General features: G+C 58.3%; 18 protein-coding genes. 8 read left to right on the top strand and 10 right to left on the bottom strand.

The genetic code is table 11. The features are described from left to right. Positions 1–5 precede the first annotated feature (5 nt). The 10 genes from QEP11_RS09650 to QEP11_RS09605 are packed head-to-tail and all read right to left on the bottom strand — an operon-like array spanning position 6 to position 8,605. Positions 6–1,271: a dihydrolipoamide acetyltransferase family protein gene (locus QEP11_RS09650; protein WP_284336436.1), complete on the bottom strand. Its 1,266-nt coding sequence runs from the start codon at positions 1,269–1,271 to the stop codon at positions 6–8. A gap of 3 nt (positions 1,272–1,274) precedes the next feature. Next, positions 1,275–2,063, bottom strand: a complete 789-nt coding sequence (locus QEP11_RS09645) for an enoyl-CoA hydratase/isomerase family protein (RefSeq protein WP_284336435.1) — start codon at positions 2,061–2,063, stop codon at positions 1,275–1,277. A gap of 36 nt (positions 2,064–2,099) precedes the next feature. Beyond that, positions 2,100–3,077 (bottom strand): alpha-ketoacid dehydrogenase subunit beta, encoded by a 978-nt coding sequence (locus QEP11_RS09640; protein ID WP_284336434.1) that lies wholly within the window; start codon positions 3,075–3,077, stop codon positions 2,100–2,102. Then, a complete protein-coding gene (locus QEP11_RS09635; RefSeq protein WP_284336433.1) occupies positions 3,074–4,060 on the bottom strand; it encodes a thiamine pyrophosphate-dependent dehydrogenase E1 component subunit alpha in 987 nt (328 codons plus the stop codon). The genes QEP11_RS09640 and QEP11_RS09635 overlap by 4 nt, the downstream gene beginning before the upstream one ends. Positions 4,061–4,097: 37 nt before the next feature. Further along, a complete protein-coding gene (locus tag QEP11_RS09630) occupies positions 4,098–5,057 on the bottom strand; it encodes a Bug family tripartite tricarboxylate transporter substrate binding protein (protein ID WP_284336432.1) in 960 nt (319 codons plus the stop codon). A 12-nt stretch (positions 5,058–5,069) separates the two neighbouring features. After that, on the bottom strand, positions 5,070–5,471 hold the full coding sequence (locus tag QEP11_RS09625) for a MaoC family dehydratase (protein ID WP_284336431.1): 402 nt from the start codon (positions 5,469–5,471) through the stop codon (positions 5,070–5,072). Next, complete coding sequence (locus QEP11_RS09620; RefSeq protein ID WP_284336430.1) at positions 5,468–5,875, bottom strand: hypothetical protein; 408 nt, start codon at positions 5,873–5,875, stop codon at positions 5,468–5,470. The genes QEP11_RS09625 and QEP11_RS09620 overlap by 4 nt, the downstream gene beginning before the upstream one ends. Beyond that, the gene (locus QEP11_RS09615; protein ID WP_284336429.1) at positions 5,872–6,291 is read right to left on the bottom strand and encodes a Zn-ribbon domain-containing OB-fold protein; all 420 of its coding nucleotides are present in this window, start codon (positions 6,289–6,291) and stop codon (positions 5,872–5,874) included. Before QEP11_RS09615 ends, QEP11_RS09620 begins: the two co-directional genes overlap by 4 nt. Position 6,292: 1 nt before the next feature. After that, the gene (locus QEP11_RS09610) at positions 6,293–7,444 is read right to left on the bottom strand and encodes a thiolase family protein (RefSeq protein WP_284336428.1); all 1,152 of its coding nucleotides are present in this window, start codon (positions 7,442–7,444) and stop codon (positions 6,293–6,295) included. 12 nt (positions 7,445–7,456) lie between these two features. After that, complete coding sequence (locus tag QEP11_RS09605; RefSeq protein WP_284336427.1) at positions 7,457–8,605, bottom strand: acyl-CoA dehydrogenase family protein; 1,149 nt, start codon at positions 8,603–8,605, stop codon at positions 7,457–7,459. A 147-nt stretch (positions 8,606–8,752) separates the two neighbouring features. Here QEP11_RS09605 and QEP11_RS09600 point away from each other — a divergent pair, with 147 nt between their 5' ends. The 8 genes from QEP11_RS09600 to QEP11_RS09565 all read left to right on the top strand — a co-directional run bounded on the left by QEP11_RS09600 (position 8,753) and on the right by QEP11_RS09565 (position 20,850). Further along, entirely contained in the window at positions 8,753–10,858 is a 2,106-nt protein-coding gene (locus QEP11_RS09600) for an acetate--CoA ligase family protein (RefSeq protein ID WP_284336426.1), read from the top strand. A 132-nt stretch (positions 10,859–10,990) separates the two neighbouring features. Beyond that, positions 10,991–11,779, top strand: a complete 789-nt coding sequence (locus tag QEP11_RS09595; RefSeq protein ID WP_284336425.1) for an IclR family transcriptional regulator — start codon at positions 10,991–10,993, stop codon at positions 11,777–11,779. Positions 11,780–11,909: 130 nt separating this feature from the next. Further along, positions 11,910–13,049, top strand: a complete 1,140-nt coding sequence (gene gcvT / locus QEP11_RS09590; protein ID WP_284336424.1) for a glycine cleavage system aminomethyltransferase GcvT — start codon at positions 11,910–11,912, stop codon at positions 13,047–13,049. Between the two features lie 116 nt (positions 13,050–13,165). Next, positions 13,166–13,540 (top strand): glycine cleavage system protein GcvH, encoded by a 375-nt coding sequence (gene gcvH, locus QEP11_RS09585; RefSeq protein WP_284336423.1) that lies wholly within the window; start codon positions 13,166–13,168, stop codon positions 13,538–13,540. Between the two features lie 131 nt (positions 13,541–13,671). Then, positions 13,672–16,542, top strand: a complete 2,871-nt coding sequence (gene gcvP / locus QEP11_RS09580; protein ID WP_284336448.1) for an aminomethyl-transferring glycine dehydrogenase — start codon at positions 13,672–13,674, stop codon at positions 16,540–16,542. 84 nt (positions 16,543–16,626) lie between these two features. After that, complete coding sequence (locus QEP11_RS09575; RefSeq protein WP_284336422.1) at positions 16,627–18,819, top strand: PAS domain-containing hybrid sensor histidine kinase/response regulator; 2,193 nt, start codon at positions 16,627–16,629, stop codon at positions 18,817–18,819. Positions 18,820–18,872: 53 nt separating this feature from the next. Continuing rightward, complete coding sequence (locus QEP11_RS09570; protein WP_349816767.1) at positions 18,873–19,472, top strand: RluA family pseudouridine synthase; 600 nt, start codon at positions 18,873–18,875, stop codon at positions 19,470–19,472. A 256-nt stretch (positions 19,473–19,728) separates the two neighbouring features. Further along, positions 19,729–20,850: a high-affinity branched-chain amino acid ABC transporter substrate-binding protein gene (locus tag QEP11_RS09565; RefSeq protein ID WP_284336420.1), complete on the top strand. Its 1,122-nt coding sequence runs from the start codon at positions 19,729–19,731 to the stop codon at positions 20,848–20,850. Positions 20,851–20,908 lie beyond the last annotated feature (58 nt).

Genomic DNA, 20,908 nt, shown 5'->3' with positions numbered 1-20,908 from the left:
GCCCCTTAGCCCACCAGCAAACCCAGAGGTTGCTGCAAGGCCTGCACCACCAGCTTGAGGAACTTCAATCCAGAGACACCATCGAGCACACGGTGATCTGCCGACAGAACCATGCCCATCTCGCGACGAATCACCGGCTGGCCGTGCTCATCCGGGCGGAAAACCTCGCGGATACTGCCCACACCCAAAATCATGGACTGGCCCGGGTTGATGATCGAGGTCATATAGGTGACGTCATGCATGCCCGCGTTGGACACGGTGATCGCGCCGCCATGCATGTCCGCGCTGGTCAGGCGACCCGCTTGCGCACGCGCAATCAGCTCGCTGGCCTGCTGGGCTACATCGCCCAAAGAGGCCTTGCCCACGCTTCGCAGCACCGGAACCATCAAGCCCTTGTCGGTGTTCACCGCCATACCTACATCGGAGCTGCTCAGGCTCAGGATGCCGTCCTCCGTCCACACCTGGTTCATTTCAGGCATGGCTTCCAGCGCCTGCCCCACCGCCGCCAGCACAAAGTGGTTGAGCGTGATCTTCTGGCGGGTTTGTGCGACGTTGAGTTGCTGGCGCAGTGCCATCACGGCACTCATCTCTGCCTCTACGGCCAGATAGAAGTGCGGCACCTGCTGCTTGGCTGCCGTCAGGCGCTGGGCGATGGTGCGCTCCAGATTCGACGGCGCGCGCAAGCTGCCATGGGCCATGGACTGCGACGCAGTTGCAGTAGCTTGCGAAGCGGGCTGCGTGACAGTTGTGGCTGCGGGTGCAGATTTCTGCGCGGCCAGCACATCACGGGCACGAATACGACCACGCGGCCCCGACCCCATCACCTGGCGCAAATCAAGCCCTTGCTGCGCAGCAAGCCGACGGGCCAAAGGAGTGACCGGCACACGCTGACCAGATGCTGCCACCGGGGCCGACGTGGCTGGCATAGCAGCCAGCACTGCCGAAGGACTCACTTCCGTTTTGACTACGGGTGTCACGCGCTCCATCGCATCTGCGCGTGCAGAGGGTGCTGCAAGCACTGCTTCACCAGCCTGACCATCGTCCCAGTATCCAATCACCGTGCCGCAAGACAGAGTCTCTCCCACCTGGGCCGTGATTTCCAGCAACGTGCCGTCGGCTTCTGCCCCCACTTCGTTGGCGGCCTTTTCAGACTCCACCACAAACAGACCTTGATCGACCTTGAAGGCCTCTCCGGGTTTGACCATCCATTCCACCAGAACACCCTCGGTCATGGTCAGACCGAGCTTGGGAATCAGGAGTTCACGGCGCATGGTTTACTTCCCTGTGAACTGCGCTTTGCGCTTTTCCAGGAAGGCGCTGCAGCCTTCGTGGGCATCCTTGCTGTCCAGCACGAGACCGATGATGGCCTGCTCATGCGCCAGCGCAGCCCCCAGTGGCATCTCAGCGCCATCGCGCAATGCACGCTTGAGCAGCTTGAGCGTCAGCGGCGACTTCTCCGCAATCTGACCAGCCAGCTTCATGGCCTCATCCAACAATGCAGCACGTGGTACGGCACGGTTGCACAGACCCAACTCCACGGCTTCTGCTGCCGTGATCTGGTTGCCCGTAAACATCAGCTCCTTGGCACGGCACAGAGGAATCTGGCGAATGATGCGCTGCGAGCCACCGGCACCGGGAAACAGGCCCAGGTTGATTTCGGGCAGGCCCAGCTTGGCTTCTTCAGCCACCAGACGGATGTCCAGGCACAGCAGCAGCTCTGTGCCACCGCCCAGCGCCCAGCCGTTGATGGCCCCAATGGTGGGCTTGTCGGAAATTTCAAAGCGACGGAAAACACGGTGAATGACTTCCGCGAATTCTTCGTAGTGCTGCAGACCCTGTCGGCTGTTCAGGTCGGCGATGTCGCCACCTGCCACAAACGCCTTCTCGCCCGCTCCGGTGATCACGATGGAGCGCACGCTCTCGTCGCGCTCCAGCTCTGTCAACGCCGCCTCCAGTTGCAGCAGCGTGGGAGTGTTCAGCGCATTCAGGGTTTTGGGGCGGTTGATGGTCAGCAGGCCTACGGCGCCAACGCGTTCACACAGGATGGCTTTTTCTTCGGACATCTTCGGTCTCCTTGAATGGGTGGTATCGGTAGGCATTCAGGCCAGGGTTTTGCGTACTGCTTCGATCACGCGATCCACGGTGACCACATAGCCCTGTTCCAGCGAACTGGCGAAGGGAGCTGGCATGAAAGGAGCCGCCACACGCAGCACAGGCGCGTCCAGCTCATCAAAACCTTCATCGGCGATGGTGGCGACAATCTCTGCGCCCACGCCATAGGACTGCACGGCCTCGTGCACCACTACCGCACGGTGTGTGTGCGCCAGCGATGCCAGCACCGCAGCCTTGTCCCAGGGCTGAATGGAGCGCAGGTCAATCACCTCTGCCTCCACGCCTTCCTTGGCCAGCTGCTCGGCCGCTTTCAGGCATACAGGTACTGTGGAGCCATAGGTCACCAGGGTCACATCACAACCAGCACGCGCAATACGGGCCTCGCCGATGCGTGCGGTCTGGGCAGTGTCCACCTGGCCCTTGCTGGCATACATGCCCTTGTGCTCGATGAACATCACGGGGTCGGGGTCGGATATGGCTGCGCGCAGCAAGCTGTAGGCATCCTGTGGGTTGGACGGGCACACCACCTTCAAGCCCGGAATATGCGCCAGCCATGCTTCCAGGCACTGCGAGTGCTGGGGACCTGCACTCAAACCACCACCATGCGGCGTGCGCAGCACCATGGGCACCGAACCCTGACCACCAAACATATAGCGGGCCTTGGCGGCCTGGTTGACCAGTGCATCCATGGACAAGGTGATGAAGTCCATGAACATGATTTCCACCACCGGCTTGAGCCCAGTCAGCGCCATGCCGACAGCAGCCGAGGTGATCGAAGATTCCGAAATCGGTGTATCAATCACACGCTCCGCACCAAAAGCATCCAGCAGGCCACGCGTGGCCTTGAAAGAGCCACCGGCTGCGGCCACGTCCTCGCCCAGCACCACCACCTGGGGGTCTTGTTCCATGCTGTCGCGCAACGCCTGCGTGACGGCATTCACATAGCGCATTTCTGTGGTACTCATGCGTGGCTCTCCTGCACGGTCTGGGTGTAAACGTCTTGAATGGCTGTTTCCATGGTGGGCAATGCGTCGGCGCGCGCTGCTTGCACAGCGGCTTCCACGAGAGCGCCGATTTCTGCATCAATGGCAGCGGTATCCACGCCTGCAACATGCAGCTGCGTGCGGGCCGCAATCAGCGGATCGCTTTCGTGCACCGACTCCAGCTCACCGCTGTCGCGATATTTCTGCGCGTCACCTTCAAAGTGACCGCGCACTCGGGTGGTGCTGCACTCCAGCACATAGGCCCCCTTGCCGGCACGGATGTGTGCAGCGGCGGCCTGCGCTGCATCAGACACTGCCAGCACGTTGTTGCCATCAACCTTGGTGTAACTCACACCGAAAGCGGCTGCCAGCTTTTCCAGACTGGCCGTGAACTGGCGCGAAGTGGGCGAGAACTCCGACCAGCCGTTGTTCTCGCACACCAGCAACAGCGGGCTCTTCCACAGAGATGCCATGTTCAAGGTTTCATGCAGAACGCCTTCCGCCATGGCGCCATCGCCAAAGAAAGCCACGGCCACTCCACCTGTCTTTCGTATCTGGTGCGCCATGGCGCTGCCCAGTGCAATGGGAATACCTGCCCCCACAATGCCATTGGCTCCCAGAATGCCGAGACTCAGATCTGCCACGTGCATGGAGCCGCCGCGGCCTTTGCACAGCCCACCTTCGCGGCCCATGATCTCCTTCATGAATCCACCAACATCCATGCCACGCGCCAGCACGTGACCATGACCACGGTGGGTGGTAGCCAGAGTGTCCTGTGCCTGCAGGGCACTGGCCACACCACTGGCCACCGCTTCCTGGCCAATGCTCAGGTGAATGAAACCGGGCACCTCGCTGTTGGCGAACAAGCGTGTCAGCGCCGTTTCAACATGACGGATCTGGCACATGCTGCGGTAAAGCGCTGTCAGGCGCTCCACGGCATTCACATCTTTTTGATTACTCTTCATTGCATCGGTCTCCATGCAGTTCTCAAATTCGGCAGGCTCAGTCCAGCAACTGAAAATTGCTGTTCTGGATCAGGGCTTTCCAGTCCGCCGAGTCTTGGCGCTCGGTGGCTCGCAGTTGATCGGGCGTTCCGCCTTCAGCCTTCATTGACAGACCCTCAATCCGTTCAATGACTTCTGCAGAGGCCAGCACCTTGTTGGCTGATGCGTTCAAAGCCTGGATCACATTGGCAGGCGTTTTGGCGGGCGCGTAGATCGCAAACCACTCCACTCCGGAAAAGTCTTTGAAACCCTGTTCGGCCAGGGTTGGTATGTCGGGGTATGCAGGCAGGCGCTGCGAGGAAGTACTGCCCACGATCTGAACCTTGCCGTCCTTGCGCATGCTCTGCGCCACATTGGGCAGCATGAAAATCATGTCCACCTGACCTGCCAGCAGAGACTGCATGGCAGCCGGGGAACCCTGAAATGGCACATGAAAAAGCTTGATCTGCGCAGCCTTTTCCAGGCGCAAGCCCCAAAGGTGCGCCAGACTGCCCACGCCCCAGGTGCCGTAGCTGACTTGCTCGGGCTGCTGCTTGGCACGCTCAATCACGGCTTGTCCGGTCTTGGCCGCTGCTCGCTGTCCGCTGACCAGAAACATGTTGAAGCTGCCAAGCATGGCCACAGGAGCGAAGTCCTGGGCGGCGTCGTAAGGCACTTTTTTGTACACCCAGGGATTGATCGCCTGCGTGTCCATGGAGCCCAGTGCCAGCGTGTACCCATCTGCGGGTGCCTTGCTGACGATGGACATGCCAATCATGCCGCTGGCTCCGGGGCGGTTCTCGACGATCACTGCCTGCTTCATATCCTTGGACATGCCATCGGCCACGATGCGTGCCAGCGCATCCGCAGGCGAGCCCGCCATATAAGGCACCAGCAGTTTGATCGGCTTGTTGGGATAGGCCATGGTCGTGATCGCCCAGCATCCCAACATCAACGACAGTGCAGCTTGCTTCAGCATGGACGGGACCCTTTAGAGAGAAGTTGCAGTCATCTGGGCTGTGCCCACAATGCGGTCCGTACCGTCACTGCCGCGCACCCAGACTTGCAAGCTGCCACTTGCATCGTCTTGCAGCGCCACGCCGGCAGTGATCTCATCGCCGATGTACACGGGCTTCACAAAGCGCACATCCAGTGCGATATCGTTCAAGGCCTGTGCACCAAAGTTGCGTTGCAGGCACTGCCAGATCAGGCACAGCGACATGGTGCCGTGTGCAATTGGTCGCCCCATAGGGGTCTTGGCTGCAAAAGCCGCGTCCACATGAATAGGGTTGAAGTCATTGGTCAACTCTGCATACGCCTGGATGGCTTCCCGGGTCACAGTCAGGCTGACGGTGTGCATGGCGTTCATGGTGGTGGAGTGCTCCATAGTCATGCCGCCCAGATCAGGGTGATCAAGCCTTCAAACAAAGCACGTCCTCCCTCGCCACTGCCGGTGACGCCCAGTTCGACGTAACGGCGTTCGCGACGCCATTCCTTGCTCACACAGCGCACAGCCACACGGATGGACTCTCCGGCATGAGGCGTGCAGCGCATCTTCAGATGCTGCCTGGCGTGCACATTGCCCGGTGGGCGCGGCGTGACCACTTCCAGGTAGGCGCGCATCATGTTGACCACCACCATGCTTGCTCCCTCGGCTGCACCATTGGCCCCGTCTTGCTCGCCGGCACCAAAAATCGCTTGCCAGCGCTGGGCCTGCTCGGCGCTATAGACCTGCTCACACTCGCCCATCAGAGCGCCCGGGACGAAGTCTTCAAAAAGAATCGGTGACGCACTCATACGGTTTGCTCCACCAGGGCTTGCACCACCGGCAAAGCCATGCCGTGCACATCCTGGAAACCAATCCGTACGCGGCTGCCAATTTCCAGCCTTTCACGGGCCTGAGCCAATGCATTGGCCATGACTCGAAACCCTTCGTCCATGTCCACAATGGCAATCACATAGGGCACCATGTCCTTGAACACGGGCAGCGGTGCGCGGTAGACAGTGGTGAATGTCAGCACCACGCCCTCGCCTTGCGAGACCTTCCAGTCCAGCTGCGTGCACTGGCATTGCTCACACAGACTTCGGGGAATCAGCTGCACATGGCCGCAGTCCTGGCAGCGCTGGTAGCGCAGTTCACCTTGGGCAGCGCCATCCCAGTAAGCCTGGGTTTGCGCATTGGGGCGAGGAAGTGGATAGTTATGGCTCGTCATCTCAGGCTCCCAGAACCAAGGAACAGTGGGCAGACAAAATACCGCCGTCGCCGTGCACAAAGGCCAGCTTGGCATCCTTGACCTGGCGGGCATCGGCTGTGCCCCGCAACTGGTGTACGGCCTCCACGGCGTGAAACATGCCACCTGCAGCGCCGGAGTGCGCATATGACATCAAGCCTCCGTGCGTGTTGCACGGCAGCTTGCCGCCCAGACCCAGCTCGCCTGCAGCCGCAGCCACACCAGCCTGCCCTCGTTCGAAGAAACCAATGGACTCCAGCTCCACCGCCAAGGTGATGGTGAATGAGTCATAGATCAGCGCCACATCGATGTCACTGGCCTTGACACCTGCCCGTGCAAACGCCGTGGTGGATGAAGTCTTGCAGCCAAAATCCACCAGACTGGGCGCAGCCACGATGTGCTCGTGCGTATGGCCCTGGCCTGCACCGAGAATTTCAATGGCCTTGCCACGGGTGTCGCGTGCCGCATCTCGACTGCTGACCACCAGCGCTGCGCCGCCATCGGAGATCAGGCAACAATCGAGCATGTGCAGGGGATCTGCAATCATCTTGGAAGCCAGCACATCCTGCACCGTGATCGGATCACGCTTGTGCGCCTTTGGATGACGGCCCGCATGGCGTCGGTGTTCCACCGCAATCGCAGCCAGTTGCTCCGAACTCACGCCATACTGGTGCATATAGTGCTTGGCCACCAGGGCGTACGACGCAGGCACGCTGATGCCAAAGGGACGCTCGAACTGGGGGTGTCCCACTTCAGACAATGCGGCCACAGCACCATCACGTGACATTCCGGTCAGGCGGTTGTCTCCGGTGACCACGAGCACATGCTTGCATTGACCGCTGGCAACCAGGGCCGCCGCCTGCATCACCATGATGCAAGCGCTGGCCCCCCCTGCCTGAATGGCCAGACAGGTGCCTGGGTGGATGCCCAGGTATTCACAGAAGACCGAGGCCAGCATCAGATGCGGCTCGCTGAAGGAATAAGCGCACAGGACGCCATCGATGTCCGAGAGCTTCAGGCCTGCATCGGCTACAGCCCCCATGGCGGCTTCGGCATGCAAACCCATGCAACTGCTGCCCGGCAACTCACCCACCGCCGTGTCGTAGGCACCCGTGATAAAGGCGTTCATGGTCATGAGCGCAACTCCTTAGGGCTTGAAGCCCAGATCGCGGGCGATGATGTTGCGCTGGATGTCACTGGTGCCTTCACCAATCACATATACAAATGCATCGCGGTGAATGCGCCCCACTGGGTACTCACGCATGATCCCTGCACCACCATGGATGCGGATGGCCTGTTCACTGACCTTGAGTGCCGTCTCCGTAGCAATCAGCTTGATCTTGGCCGCTGCGGCAGCTGTCAGGCGATCCTGATCCACCAGCCATGCGCCGTGGTAGACCATCCACTTGGCCGCTTCAATGTCAGCGGCCATATCGGCCAGCTTGTGCGCCACGGCCTGGTAGTCGCCAATGCGCCTTCCAGCCACAATGCGGTCATCAGCAAAAGCCTTGGCCGCATCAAAAGCCGCACGAGCCATGCCCAGCGCATTCGCAGCCACCCCGACACGGTTTTCGCTCAGGCATTCCAGCAGCAGCGGATAAGTGCCGGTCTGCTCACCCAGCAAGCAGTCATCGGGCACAAAAGCATCTTCAATGTGGATTAGCGCTGTCTCCGAACCACGGATGCCCTCTTTCCTGAGCTTGTGGATATCAAAGCCCCTGTGCGGCAGCTCCACGATGAACAGGCTGATGGCATCGGGCTTGAGCTCTGGTGATGTACGTGCTGCCACCATCAGAAAGTCAGCAATGGGAGCATTGGTGATATAGAGCTTGCTGCCGCTGAGCTTCCAGCCACCTTCGACCTTTTCAGCCTTGGTCTTCATGGCGCGGATATTGGAGCCACCATCAGGCTCCGACAACGCAAAGCCGGCAACCTTGTCACCCGACAGCGCGGGCTTGAAGAAGCGCTCTTTCTGGCTGGGTGTACCAATCTTCCAGATAGGCCAGATCGACAAATGAGTCTGCGCCGACCAGCTGGTAGCGAACGCCTGGCTCATATAGCTCAGCTCTTCGCGCACGATGCAATCGCTGACCTTGTCCATATCGCTACCACCATCGGCTGCGGGGTAGCGCACTCCCAGCAAACCCAGTTCGCCCCAGCGCTTGAAGACGTGTTTGGGAAAGTGCTCGTTCTCTTCCGCTTCTTCCACCAGAGGAGCCAATTCTTCACGACAAAGGCGCTGCACTGTGTCACGGACAGCTTCGTGTTCGGGTGAGAATGAAAAGTTCAAGCTCATTTCAAATCCAGAAATAGTTTTCTTGATTGAGAATTTAATGCATCAGATTCGAAATTTCCTTAGGGTAAAACACCTATAAATTCTCCATGCAAAAGATTTTTTAATGTAAAAAGCATATTTTTTTCTTTATGAAGAATAGGTACCCACATGCAGTCAGCTTCGGATTTGAAAAAAGAGACACCTATCCATCGCCTTGAAGCGCTGCTTAATGCGCAAAGCGTGGCGGTGGTTGGCGCAAGCGCGGATCCCGGAAAAATCTCTGGCCGCCCTATCGCGTACATGCTTGCGCGCGGTTATCAAGGTCGTCTTTACCCCGTCAACCCTGGCCGCACCGAAATCCAGGGGCTGCGCTGCTACCCCAGCATTGCCGACATTCAGGAGCACATTGATCTGGTGATCGTGGGAACAGCTGCCGCTCATGTGGAAGCAGCCATTCGCGAGGGCATTGCTGCGGGCGTCAAAGCTTTTGTGGTGTTCTCTTCAGGGTTTGCCGAGCTGGACGACGCTGGGCGGGCCCTGCAACAGAGACTGACAGAGCTGGCCGAGACATACAGCGTGGCCATCATCGGACCCAACTGCCTGGGTGTGGCCAACAGTCGCACGGGGCTGATCGCCTCTTTCACCACCGCGCTGGAGAGCCACCAACTGCACCAGGGACACTTTTCTTTCGTCAGCCAAAGTGGCGCCTTGGGCGCTTACTGGATGGATATCGTGCTGCGCAGCGGGCTGGGCTTCAGCCAGTGGATCACTACCGGTAACGAGTGTGATGTGGATGCTGCCGAAGCTATTGACTACCTGGTGGATGATCCGCATACCCATGTCATCGGGGTCTATCTCGAAGATATCCGCCGCACCCAGGCATTCCGCGCCGCTCTGCTGCGCGCTGCACAGGCCAACAAGCCGGTCATCGTGATCAAGTCAGGCAGCTCCAATGCCGGAGCTGCGGCCGCAGCCTCCCATACCGGTGCCCTAGCCGGCGACGACGCCCTGTACGAAGCATGCTTGCAGCAGTACGGCGCCATCCGTGTCAGCAGTCTGACCGAGATGATGGACACAGCACGCTTGCTGCTGCACAAGGCAACGCCGCTAGGGCCGCAATTGGCAGTCATGAGTGTGTCTGGCGGCGCGGGAGTGCTGATTGCAGATGCCAGCGAGCCTTATGGACTGCAACTGCCACCACTGAAAACATCCATCAAGGAGGCTCTCAAGCAAATCCTCCCAAGCTTTGTACACCCCAGCAATCCCCTGGATATCACCGGCAATGTCCTGCAAGACACCCCCATGATTGCACGAGCCATGCAGGCGCTGAGCAGTGATCAGGACGTTCATGGCATCGTGCTGTTCATTGGCATGATGCACAGCATCGCTGATGCTTTTGTGCAGGCACTCTCGCAAGCACGCCAGCAGGCGCACTGCCCCATCATCGTGATCTGGGTGGGGGCGCTCGACAGCAGCGTGCAAGCCCTGGAAGCAGCAGGCATTCCGGTGTTTCTGGACATTCCGCAAGCCACACAAGCCATGTCTCGCTGCCTCGGCATGACACGCGCCCGCACCGCTTTGCTTGCGCAAGCGCCCACCCCACCGTCCAAGGAGCTTCAGGCTGAAGCACTGCCGACTATGTCCGAATGGCAAGGCAAGCAGTTGCTGCAACAACACCGGGCGCTGCCTGTACCCCGTGGCTGGCTGCTGCAAGCGGACAGCAAAGTGCCCGATGACTTGCCCTTCCCCATGGTGGCCAAACTCCAGTCTGCGCAATTGCTGCACAAGAGCGATGCAGGCGGCGTCATACTGCGCATCCCCGATGCGGACAGCTTGCAAGAAGCCAACAAGCAACTGCATGCACTGGGGCAAAAGCTGGGGCTGCCGGTAGAGGGTGTGCTGGCAGAGCCCATGCTTGCGTTTGACCACGAACTCCTGCTGGGTTTGCGTCGTGATGCCCGCTTCGGCCCGGTGCTGACACTGGCGCGCGGTGGCGTGGAGACCGAGCTGGATCCCGATGTGGTCAATCTTTTGCTTCCAGCCACTGCTGCAGATATCCGCCAGGCACTGCAGCGTCTGCGGTGCGCCAAATTGCTCGCCGGCTATCGCGGCAAAGCTGGCATCGACATGACAGCCGTGAGCCAGCGCATTGCGGATTTGTGCGAATGGTTTGCTCAGCAGCCGCTGCTTGAGCTGGAAGTCAACCCGCTGGTTATCCGGGGTGATCAGGTATGGGCACTCGATGCCTTGATCACCCCCATGCGCAGCGCCTGAAGCCCTGTGGGTGCCAAAGCGACACCACGTGTTGGCACCACAGGAAGGCGATTGCTAGAATTTGCTCAACCCTTAATCACACGGCATGGACTTGACCCTGCCGTGGTCTCTCTGTTCCGTTAGGTTTGTTCAATGACTGACTCTCAACCACCAGAGAAGCTGGTGGGAGCCCTGAGTTCCGGGCTCAAAGTCCTGCGCTATCTGTCCAGCGCCTCCAGCCCACTGGGCGTTACACGCATTGCCAAGGAGCTCAATCTCAACGCAAGTACTTGCTTCAACTTGCTCAAAACCCTGGTACATGAACGCCTCGTCACATTTGACGAATCCACCAAAACATACAGCATCGGTTTAGGTTTGGTAGAGCTTGCCAAAGGCTCTTTGGGCAAAGCATCTTATGTCCGGCAAATGCGTCCGCATTTGCTGGAGCTGGCAGACAGGCACAACATCACGACCACGCTATGGCAGCGCACCACGGGAGATAGGGTGGTCCTTGTAGATCTGGCCGAAAGCGATTCCCCCATGCGCATTCACATGAGTATTGGTCAGCGCCTGCCCATGTATATTGCTGCACTTGGACGTTGCATGGCGGCCCATACAGACCTTCCTGCGGCTGAGTTGCGCCGCAAACTCAGCGAGCTACGCTGGGAAGACGGCCCCAGCTTCGACGCCTATATGCAAGAAGTAGAGCAAGCGCGCAACAATGGTTATGCTGTAGATTTTGGCAACTATGTCAAAGGCGTCGTCACCGTTTCTGCCCCCATTCTGGACAACCACCTGCAGCCAGTCATGGCAGTGAGTGCTGTCGGATTTACCACCCAGTTTTCTGACACAGGCCTTAAAGCCCTCGGAGAGGATTTGCGCCAACGCTGCGAAGAAGCATCGCTGGCCATCTCTGGCGGAGCTTCCAGACAGCACAATTAGCACTTGTTGCACAAACCTGGAGGTTCCCAAGCCTCCCGGAAAACCATGATTCGGCGGCGCAACACATGTGCGATAGCGCAAAAAGCTCCACCTAGAATATGGCGTATTCGCTCAAAGCAGGAAATCGCCCATGTCAAGCACCGCCCCCTCTGACGCGCCAGCACTGCAAACGCCCCTGCACGCTCTGCACCTGGAGTTGGGTGCCCGCATGGTTCGTTTCGCAGGCTATCTCATGCCAGTGCAATACCCGTCGGGGCTGGTTGCAGAGCACCAGCACACCCGTGAAAAGGTCAGTCTGTTCGACGTCTCGCACATGGGGCAAATCAGTGTCAGTGGCCCTTCTGCTGCCGTGGCGCTGGAGCAGGTTCTGCCCATTGATGTGATTGACCTTGGCCTGCATCGCCAGCGATATGCCTTGCTGCTGGCAGAAGACGGTGGCATTCTGGACGACCTTATGGTGGTCAACCGCGGCGATGACTATCTGCTCATTGTCAACGCCAGCCGCAAACATGAAGACCTTGCATGGATACAACAGCGAATTGGTCATGAATGTCGCGTGCAAGCATTACCTGACATGGCACTGGTTGCTCTTCAGGGCCCAATGGCAGGCACGGTCTTGCAACGCCCTGTACCTGCAACCAGTCTGCTGAACTTCATGCAGGGCACGCCATTTGACTTCAAGGATGCGCGTGGCTACATCACGCGCAGTGGCTATACAGGTGAAGACGGATTCGAAATCTCCTTGCCCGCCACGCACATCGAGGCTTTTGCACGCTGGGTACTCAAGCAAACAGACGTCATGCCCGCAGGCCTGGGGGCCCGCAATACCTTGCGCCTGGAAGCTGGCTTGTGTCTATTCGGCACCGACATGGACAGTACAACCACGCCCACGCAAGCAGGCTTGAACTGGAGCATTCCCAAGGTACGCCGCACAGGTGGCCAGCGGGCCGGAGGCTTTGTGGGCGCAGATACGGTACTGGCTCAGATAGAAGGACGTGTGCCTGTAAGCAGTATGCGAGTTGGCCTGCAAGCCCTTGAGCGCATACCTGTGCGCGATGGCTCCGTGCTTCATGCGCTGGATGGCGATGCCATTGGCATGGTGACCAGCGGATCATTCGCACCCAGCCTGGATCGCCCAATTGCCATGGGATACGTTCCACCTGCATATGCCACTCTTTGCACACGCCTGAATGCCATGGTGCGAGGCAAGCCGGTGGCGATGGAAGTTGTCCCTCTGCCTTTCGTAGGTACCCGCTACCGCAAAAGTTAGGCCCGACACACATGCTTATGCGCCACAGTCACGCCAAACCGCTACAGTGTCATCCACTGCAAACATGCAACCGCATGTCCTGCCTGTTAGTCATTTGAATACCGGAGTTTGCCCCTATGAGCATCAAGTTTTCCAAAGAACACGAATGGATCAACGCAGCCAACCCTGAGGCTGCTGTTGTCGGAATTACCGTGCACGCCCAAGATGCCCTCGGCGACGTCGTATTCGTGGACCTGCCTGCAGTGGGCACCACTTTCAACCAAGGTGATGTCACCGGAGTGGTCGAGTCCGTTAAAGCTGCTGCCGACGTGTACATGCCTGTGACCGGAGAAATCATTGAGGTGAACGAAGCCTTGCGCGCAGACCCTTCGCTAGCCAATACCGACCCACTCAACAGTGGCTGGTTCTTCAAGGTCAAGCTCAGTGACCCCGGGCAGCTGGATGGCCTGATGGACGAAACTGCCTACGGCGATTTCGCTTCCAGCAACTAAATCACCTGAACCGCAACACGCCACTGGCTGTTGCGGTTTTTTTATCTGTATTCACCATGTGCTGGGCATGCGTGACAGCCCTGCATTGGAGAGCTTCTGCGATCAGCAATGGATATGAGGGAGTTTGGATGATGAATCAGCGACTGCAAGCACCCCTGAATGAGCTGCAAGACAGCGAAAACTTTGCGCGCCGCCACATCGGGCCTAGCGCTGTGGATGAAGCGCACATGCTTGCATCCATCGGACAGCCATCTGTGCAAGCCCTCATGAATGCCATCGTCCCGGGCAACATCCTGCGCCAGACACCCATGGATTTACCTGCTCCTTTGAGTGAGCAGGAAGCGTTGCAAGAGCTCAAAACTATCGCCAGCCGTAACCGTATTCTCAAAAGTTTCATTGGCCAAGGTTATTACGGCACCCACACACCTGGCGTCATACAGCGCAACATTTTGGAAAACCCAGCTTGGTACACCGCCTATACGCCGTACCAAGCCGAGATTTCCCAGGGCCGCCTGGAAGCTTTGCTGAATTTCCAGACACTGGTCTGCGATCTCACGGCCATGCCTGTCGCCAACGCCTCCATGCTCGATGAAGCTACGTCGGCTGCAGAAGCCATGGCATTGGCACGTCGCTGCTCCGGCAACAGCTCTGCTGTTTTCCTTGCCCACCCTGACGTGCACCCTCAGACACTGGAGGTGTTACGCACCCGGGCCGAGCCCATGGGCTGGACAGTGAACATCCCCGGCGACCACGCAGCTTTTCTGCTGGCGCTGCAAAGTCCACACTTCGGAGCACTCGTGCAATACCCCAGCAGCACCGGTGGCATTCATGACTGGCATGAATCCGCCGAGCGCTGTCATGCCCAAAAAGCTCTGCTGATTGCTGCCACCGACTTACTGGCCCTGACTTTGCTGACCCCTCCCGGTGAATGGGGAGCAGACATCGTGATCGGCAGTAGCCAGCGCCTGGGAATGCCCATGGGCGCAGGTGGTCCTCATGCAGCCTTTATGGCCTGCCTGGATATGCATAAGCGCTCTTTACCTGGACGTCTGGTCGGTGTCAGCGTGGATGCACAAGGCGCACCGGCTTTACGCCTTGCTCTTCAAACACGCGAACAACATATTCGCCGCGAAAAGGCCACCTCCAATATCTGTACCGCCCAGGTATTGCCAGCTGTGATGGCAAGCATGTTCGCGGTCTACCATGGCCCCGATGGCTTACGTGCCATCGCGCAACGCACGGCAAGCCTGACAGCCTCCCTGGCCCAGGGCCTGGAAGCGCTTGGTTTTAGCCTCGCGCACAACACCGCTTTCGACACGGTGACCGTACATCTTCCAGACAATGCCTTGAACATCGCTACCCGGGCGTTGCTGGCAGGCGTCAACCTGCGCAAAGTGTCAGACACTGCGCTAGGCATCGCGCTGGATGAAACCAGCACTGCTGCCGATGTCGCCCTGCTGTTGCGTCTGTTTGGAGCTGCGCACAACCTGACCATTGACCCCCATGCCGCCCCCCGCATTCCCGCTCGCTTGCAACGCAGCAGCGCATACCTGACGCACCCCGTTTTCCATAGCCACCGAAGCGAAACAGCCATGCTGCGCTATATCCGCAGCCTGTCGGACAAAGACCTGGCTCTGGATCGCTGCATGATTCCCTTGGGCTCATGCACCATGAAGCTCAACGCCACCAGCGAGATGCTGCCCATCACTTGGCCTGAATTTGCGCAGATTCACCCCTTTGCCCCCGCCGACCAGCAGCAAGGTTACGCCCAGCTGGATCAGCAGCTGCGCAGCTGGCTGTGTGCCATCACCGGCTACGCAGGCGTGAGCTTGCAACCCAACGCAGGCTCCCAAGGTGAATATGCCGGTTTGCTCGCCATTCGCGCCTGGCATGCTTCACGCGGGCAGGCTCAACGCACTGTCTGCCTGATCCCGTCCAGTGCCCACGGCACCAACCCCGCCAGCGCGCAGATGTGCGGCATGCAGGTAGTGGTCGTGGCCTGTGATGTGCAAGGCAATATCGACATGAACGATCTTCAGGCCAAGTGTGAAGCGCACAGCGAGAAGCTGGCCTGCATCATGATCACCTACCCGAGCACCCACGGCGTTTTCGAAGACTCCGTGCGGCCCCTGTGTGAACTTGTGCACCAGCACGGCGGACGTGTGTATGTCGATGGAGCAAACATGAATGCGCTGGTAGGGCTGGTTGCACCCGGGGCTTTTGGCGGCGATGTCAGCCACCTGAACCTGCACAAAACCTTCTGTATTCCCCACGGCGGTGGTGGACCTGGTGTTGGCCCTGTCTGTGTTGCAGAGGACCTGGTTCCGTTTTTGCCCGGTCATGCCACAAGCGGCCAGCCCAGCCCCGTGGGTGCAGTCTCAGCGGCGCCTTATGGCAACGCATCCGTGCTGCCCATCAGTTGGATGTACATCCGCATGATGGGTGCCAATGGTCTGCGCCATGCGACTGAAACTGCCATATTGAACGCCAACTACATCAGCGCACAACTCAAGGATGCCTATCCGACACTGTATGCCGGACCCAGCGGCTTTGTGGCACACGAGTGCATTCTGGACTTGCGTGCTCTCAAGGAAAGCAGCGGTGTCACAGCGGAAGACGTGGCCAAGCGACTGATTGATTACGGTTTCCATGCCCCCACACTGTCGTTCCCCGTCCCCGGTACATTGATGGTTGAACCCACGGAAAGCGAACCACTGCAGGAGCTGAACCGGTTTATTGACGCCATGCTCGCGATTCGAGAAGAAATCCGCAACATTGAAGTCGGTCTATGGCCACGCGATGACAATCCGCTGAAAAATGCCCCACATACTGCCGAGCTGTTGTTACAAGAACCATGGCCCCACGCTTACACCCGTACTCAAGCCGCAGCGCAACAGCAATTGGCCTCTAAATACTGGCCTCCAGTTGCGCGCATTGATAATGTGCATGGCGACCGGAACCTGGTCTGTACCTGCCCTCCCATGGAGACTTACCTGAGCTAAGGCGGCAACTATCTGCGCCTCTCCTGTGCCATGCCAGCCAAGCACTTAAACTGCATGGTTGGTCCTAGCTCTGTGTTGCTTTCAATGCGTCGTCCTGACCTGTCATTTCTGATCAACCGCGAAATCGCCCCCACATCGCCAGAGCTTCTGCCTGACTTGCAGACAGATGAGCAGGGGATTTTGCCGCCCTGGGACCTTCCAGAAGACATCCCCAATGACGATCCACTGGCCGCATTGATCGCCGAGCTGCGCAATTACCAAAACGAGCTTGAGATCCAGAACAAAGTCCTGGATTACAGCCAGGTGGTTGCCGAAAGTGCTTCTGAGCGGTTCGAAGCGCTGTTCTCCAGCGTTCCGCTTCCTTTGCTGGTGCTTGACGAACATGACATGGTCATCCAGGCCAATGCTATGGCGCACAGTGCCTTTCAGGATGAAGGCCGTGACCGACTGCTGGTTTCCTTTCTGCCTTATGTCTGTCCATCTGACACGGAGCGTGTCTCCCAAGCTTTTGATGCTGCGCGGCTTGCTGGTCGCAGTGAAGCGCAGGAAGTCATCTTCACGCTGGGCAACGGCCAGCAGATTCAGGGTGACCTGCACATTGCTTGCATCCAGATTCCTCAGCGTGAAGGTCCGCCAATTGCCCAATTCATGTGTGCGCTGGTAGACCAGGGCCCCTTGATTGCAGAGCGTCACCAGTTGCGAGAGCGCAACGACCAGTTGCTCGCCAGCGAACAGCGTCTGGAGTCCGTCATCAACTCGTCGCTTGATGCCATCATTTGCGTGGATCAAGAGCAGCGCATCACTGTTTTCAACCCCACAGCGGCCACACTCTTTCTCTGCTCAGCAACCGATGCGCTGGGCTCCAAACTCGAGCGTTTCTTACCCGATGCGGTACACGCCCTTGACTTGGCGCCTATCACCAAACAGGCCATGCTCGGAGAGATGACCGCGCGCACGGCCACCGGCAAAAAATTGCCAGTAGAAGTGTCCATGTCATTCGAGCGCTTGCCCGATGGCGAAGTTACTACTGTTTTTGCCCGCGATCTGACCCGGCACAAACGAGCCGAAGCGCAACGCAACGAACTGGAACTGCAACTGCGTGAATCCCACAAAATGCAGGCTCTGGGCACGATGGCCGGGGGAATCGCCCACGACTTCAACAACATCGTGGGCGCTATCTTGGGCAATGTGGAGCTGGCAAAAGCAGACTGCTGCCACAACACGCAGGCGTTGGAGAGCCTGCGGGAAATTGAGAAAGCTGGCCGCCGTGCGCGCGATCTGGTGCGCCAGATCCTCACTTTCAGTCGCAACGAACCGCCCAAGCGCTATGCCGTGCATGCGCGAGAGGTGATGCACGATACCGAACGCCTGCTGCGCGTCACCCTACCGCCGGCCATTGAATTGCAGGTCCACGCACCGCAGGATCTGCCCTGCATGCTGGCAGACCCTACCCAGGTCGAGCAAGCTCTCTTCAACCTCATTACCAACGCAGTGCACGCGCTGGGAGAAAACCGTGGCCTGATCAGCATGGAAGCCACCTTGAGCTCGTCAGAACAAAGGCTGTGCGACCGTTTGAACCTCATGGTGGGCGACTATGTAGTCATCTCCGTGCAAGACAATGGACCGGGCATTCCCCCCGAAATACAGCAGCGCATCTTTGAGCCTTTTTTTACCACCAAGCCCGTGGGTCAAGGCACTGGCCTGGGGCTGGCAGTCGTGCACGGGGTGATGCGCACCCACGGTGGTGCCGTGGATGTTGTCAGCCGCCTGGGTACAGGCAGCCGTTTTACGCTGTATTTTCCGGTTGCCGCTTCAACCATGTCTTCGGAGCGTACTCCCGGCCTCCCTCCGAGCGGCATGGTGCCTGCGCTTCCTTCTGCAAGCGCCGCCCCAAAGCCTGATGCTGCCAAGCATGTCATGTATGTCGATGATGATCAGGCTCTGGTCTCCCTGGTTCAACGTCTCTTGCGACGGCGAGGTTATCAAGTCACCGGCTTTTTGGATCCTCGAGAAGCCACTGAAGCCTTGCGCCTCAATCCACATGCCTATGACTTGGTGATCACAGACTACAACATGCCGGGCTACTGCGGCGTGGATCTGGTGCGTGACTCAAAAAGCATCCGTCCTGATTTGCCGGTCGCACTGGCCTCTGGCTACATCACTGCAGAAATTGAAGCCCAGGCGCTTGCCGCTGGTGCCACGGCACTCATCTACAAACCCAATGATGTGGATGAGCTATGCGAAACGGTGGACCGACTGATTCACCCAAATTTCTGAGTATTTTGAAGTATCCCCGCCCCACCTGTCTCTATGAAGACGCGTATCTGCTTGTGCTCGACAAACCTGCAGGCCTCCTGTCGGTTCCTGGTCGGGGCCCTGACAAGCAAGACTGCCTGATCCATCGCGCCTTGGAGTACTGGCCAGATGCTCTGGTCGTTCATCGCCTGGATATGGCAACCTCCGGCCTGCTGGTCTTTGCACGCACCAAGGAGACTCAGCGCCTGTTGGGGGACGCATTTGCAGCGCGTGAGGTACACAAGCGCTACACAGCCGTTGTACATGGCGACGTACAAACCGACACATGGCTCACCGTTGATGCACCATTGATCTGTGACTGGGAGAGACGCCCACTTCAAATAGTGGATCACCTTATCGGCAAGCCCAGCCAGACCCGCTACCTGCGCCACCCAGACCAAAGTGATGTAGCTGCAGGCTGCACCAAACTCTGGCTCGAGCCCATTACAGGACGCTCGCACCAATTGCGCGTGCATATGTCCCACATTGGTCACCCCATGGTTGGAGATGGCTTGTACGCACCTGCGGACATCGCTGCTCTCAATGAGCGCCTGTGCCTTCACTCCACGAGCCTGCAATTGCGTCACCCGGTTCTCGGCACACACCTCTCCATCGAAAGCCCTGCACCATTTTGAAGCACCCTAGAGCTTCCTTGATGTGCAGCCACAACGGGAAATGCAGTTTTATTGCGACCTTAAGACACGCATTTATCTTGATTTTTAACAGCGTTCAGCAAAGTTTCCTGCAGCTCTCGTTGCCATAGATACAAACCCGATTGCGTCCCGAACACGCTCATTTTTAAGCTTGCGCTCTCAGCATCAGGCATGCAATTTGCAAACCACTTCCTGAAGCAAGTGCTTGGTGCAAAACTTACTGAGAGGACAACCAATAATGCGTACTTCGTTCCGTTTGAAAGCTGTAGTGGCAACTTTGGGCCTGCTGGGTGCAGCAGTGACAGGCCAAGCGCAAGCACAGATCAAGTTCGCCATGGTGATCCCCACCACAGGTCCACTGACACAGTACGGTGACATGGTCAAAGAAGGGGTATCCACTGCAGTGGAGCAAATCAACGCGGCAGGCGGCATCAATGGCAAGAAAATTGAAGTCACCGCCGTGGACGATGCCTGCGAACCCAAGCAAGGCCCCGTAGCTGCCAATCGTGTTGTCAACAGCAAAATTGGCTACATGATTGGTCCCGTTTGCTCGGGCGCAGCCATTGCCGCTGCCCCCATTTATGACAACGAAGGCGTGGTGGTGGTCACTCCATCGGCCACTTCGCCCGCACTGACCGAAGGCAAGAACTTCCACTACATCTTTCGCACCATTGGCCGTGACGACCAGCAAGGCCCATCGGCTGCCAAGTTCATCATAGAAAAAGCCAAACCCGCAAAGGTTGCAGTGCTGCATGACAAGCAATCCTACGGCCAGGGCATTGCCTCTTCCGTGCGTGATGAGCTGCAGAAAGCCAAGGTCAATGTCGCCCTTTTTGAAGGCATCAACGCAGGTGACAGCGACTACTCTGCCATCATCACCAAGCTCAAGAGCACAGGTGTAGATTTCGTTTACTACGGTGGCTACCACCCTGAAATGGGTCTGCTGCTGCGCCAAGCCTCAGAACAGGGGCTGAAAGTGCGCATGATGGGCCCTGAAGGTGTAGGCAACCCCGAAGTGAACGCCATTGCAGGTAATGCCGTGGAAGGCATGCTGGTGACTTTGCCTGCAGACTTCTCGAGCAATCCACAAAATGCTGCCATCGTGAAGGCTTTCCAGGACAAGAAGCGCAATCCTTCTGGAGCCTTCCAGCTGACGGCCTATGCCGCTACCCAGGCTATTGCTGAAGCCATCAAAGCCGTGGGTGATGACCCAAAGAAGGTGGCAGACCACCTGCATAAGGCAAAGATTGATACCGTTATTGGACCTGTCTCCTGGAACAAGCAGGGAGATTTGACCTCCTTCGACTTCCAGATTTTCCAATGGCATAAAGACGGCAGCAAGACTCCTGCTGCGAAGTAATCCATCGGCAAGCACCAAGCCCACAGCGCTTTTATTCAAGCCTGTGGGCTTTTCAGTT

This window comes from Comamonas halotolerans, from assembly GCF_030162935.1.
Classification (GTDB): Bacteria; Pseudomonadota; Gammaproteobacteria; order Burkholderiales; family Burkholderiaceae_C; genus Comamonas; species Comamonas halotolerans.
The sequence above is the reverse complement of the archived record's forward strand: the minus strand, read 5'-3'. Positions and strand labels throughout refer to the sequence as shown.

Coding starts and splice junctions, on each gene's coding strand:
- QEP11_RS09595 (WP_284336425.1), top strand. CDS start 10,991: ATGACTGACTCTCAACCACCAGAGAAGCTGGTGGGAGCCCTGAGTTCC.
- QEP11_RS09620 (WP_284336430.1), bottom strand. CDS start 5,875: ATGAGTGCGTCACCGATTCTTTTTGAAGACTTCGTCCCGGGCGCTCTG.
- QEP11_RS09610 (WP_284336428.1), bottom strand. CDS start 7,444: ATGACCATGAACGCCTTTATCACGGGTGCCTACGACACGGCGGTGGGT.
- QEP11_RS09625 (WP_284336431.1), bottom strand. CDS start 5,471: ATGACTATGGAGCACTCCACCACCATGAACGCCATGCACACCGTCAGC.
- gcvH (WP_284336423.1), top strand. CDS start 13,166: ATGAGCATCAAGTTTTCCAAAGAACACGAATGGATCAACGCAGCCAAC.
- gcvT (WP_284336424.1), top strand. CDS start 11,910: ATGTCAAGCACCGCCCCCTCTGACGCGCCAGCACTGCAAACGCCCCTG.
- QEP11_RS09575 (WP_284336422.1), top strand. CDS start 16,627: ATGCGTCGTCCTGACCTGTCATTTCTGATCAACCGCGAAATCGCCCCC.
- QEP11_RS09605 (WP_284336427.1), bottom strand. CDS start 8,605: ATGAGCTTGAACTTTTCATTCTCACCCGAACACGAAGCTGTCCGTGAC.
- QEP11_RS09645 (WP_284336435.1), bottom strand. CDS start 2,063: ATGTCCGAAGAAAAAGCCATCCTGTGTGAACGCGTTGGCGCCGTAGGC.
- QEP11_RS09600 (WP_284336426.1), top strand. CDS start 8,753: ATGCAGTCAGCTTCGGATTTGAAAAAAGAGACACCTATCCATCGCCTT.
- QEP11_RS09630 (WP_284336432.1), bottom strand. CDS start 5,057: ATGCTGAAGCAAGCTGCACTGTCGTTGATGTTGGGATGCTGGGCGATC.
- QEP11_RS09615 (WP_284336429.1), bottom strand. CDS start 6,291: ATGACGAGCCATAACTATCCACTTCCTCGCCCCAATGCGCAAACCCAG.
- gcvP (WP_284336448.1), top strand. CDS start 13,672: ATGAATCAGCGACTGCAAGCACCCCTGAATGAGCTGCAAGACAGCGAA.
- QEP11_RS09635 (WP_284336433.1), bottom strand. CDS start 4,060: ATGAAGAGTAATCAAAAAGATGTGAATGCCGTGGAGCGCCTGACAGCG.
- QEP11_RS09565 (WP_284336420.1), top strand. CDS start 19,729: ATGCGTACTTCGTTCCGTTTGAAAGCTGTAGTGGCAACTTTGGGCCTG.
- QEP11_RS09650 (WP_284336436.1), bottom strand. CDS start 1,271: ATGCGCCGTGAACTCCTGATTCCCAAGCTCGGTCTGACCATGACCGAG.
- QEP11_RS09640 (WP_284336434.1), bottom strand. CDS start 3,077: ATGAGTACCACAGAAATGCGCTATGTGAATGCCGTCACGCAGGCGTTG.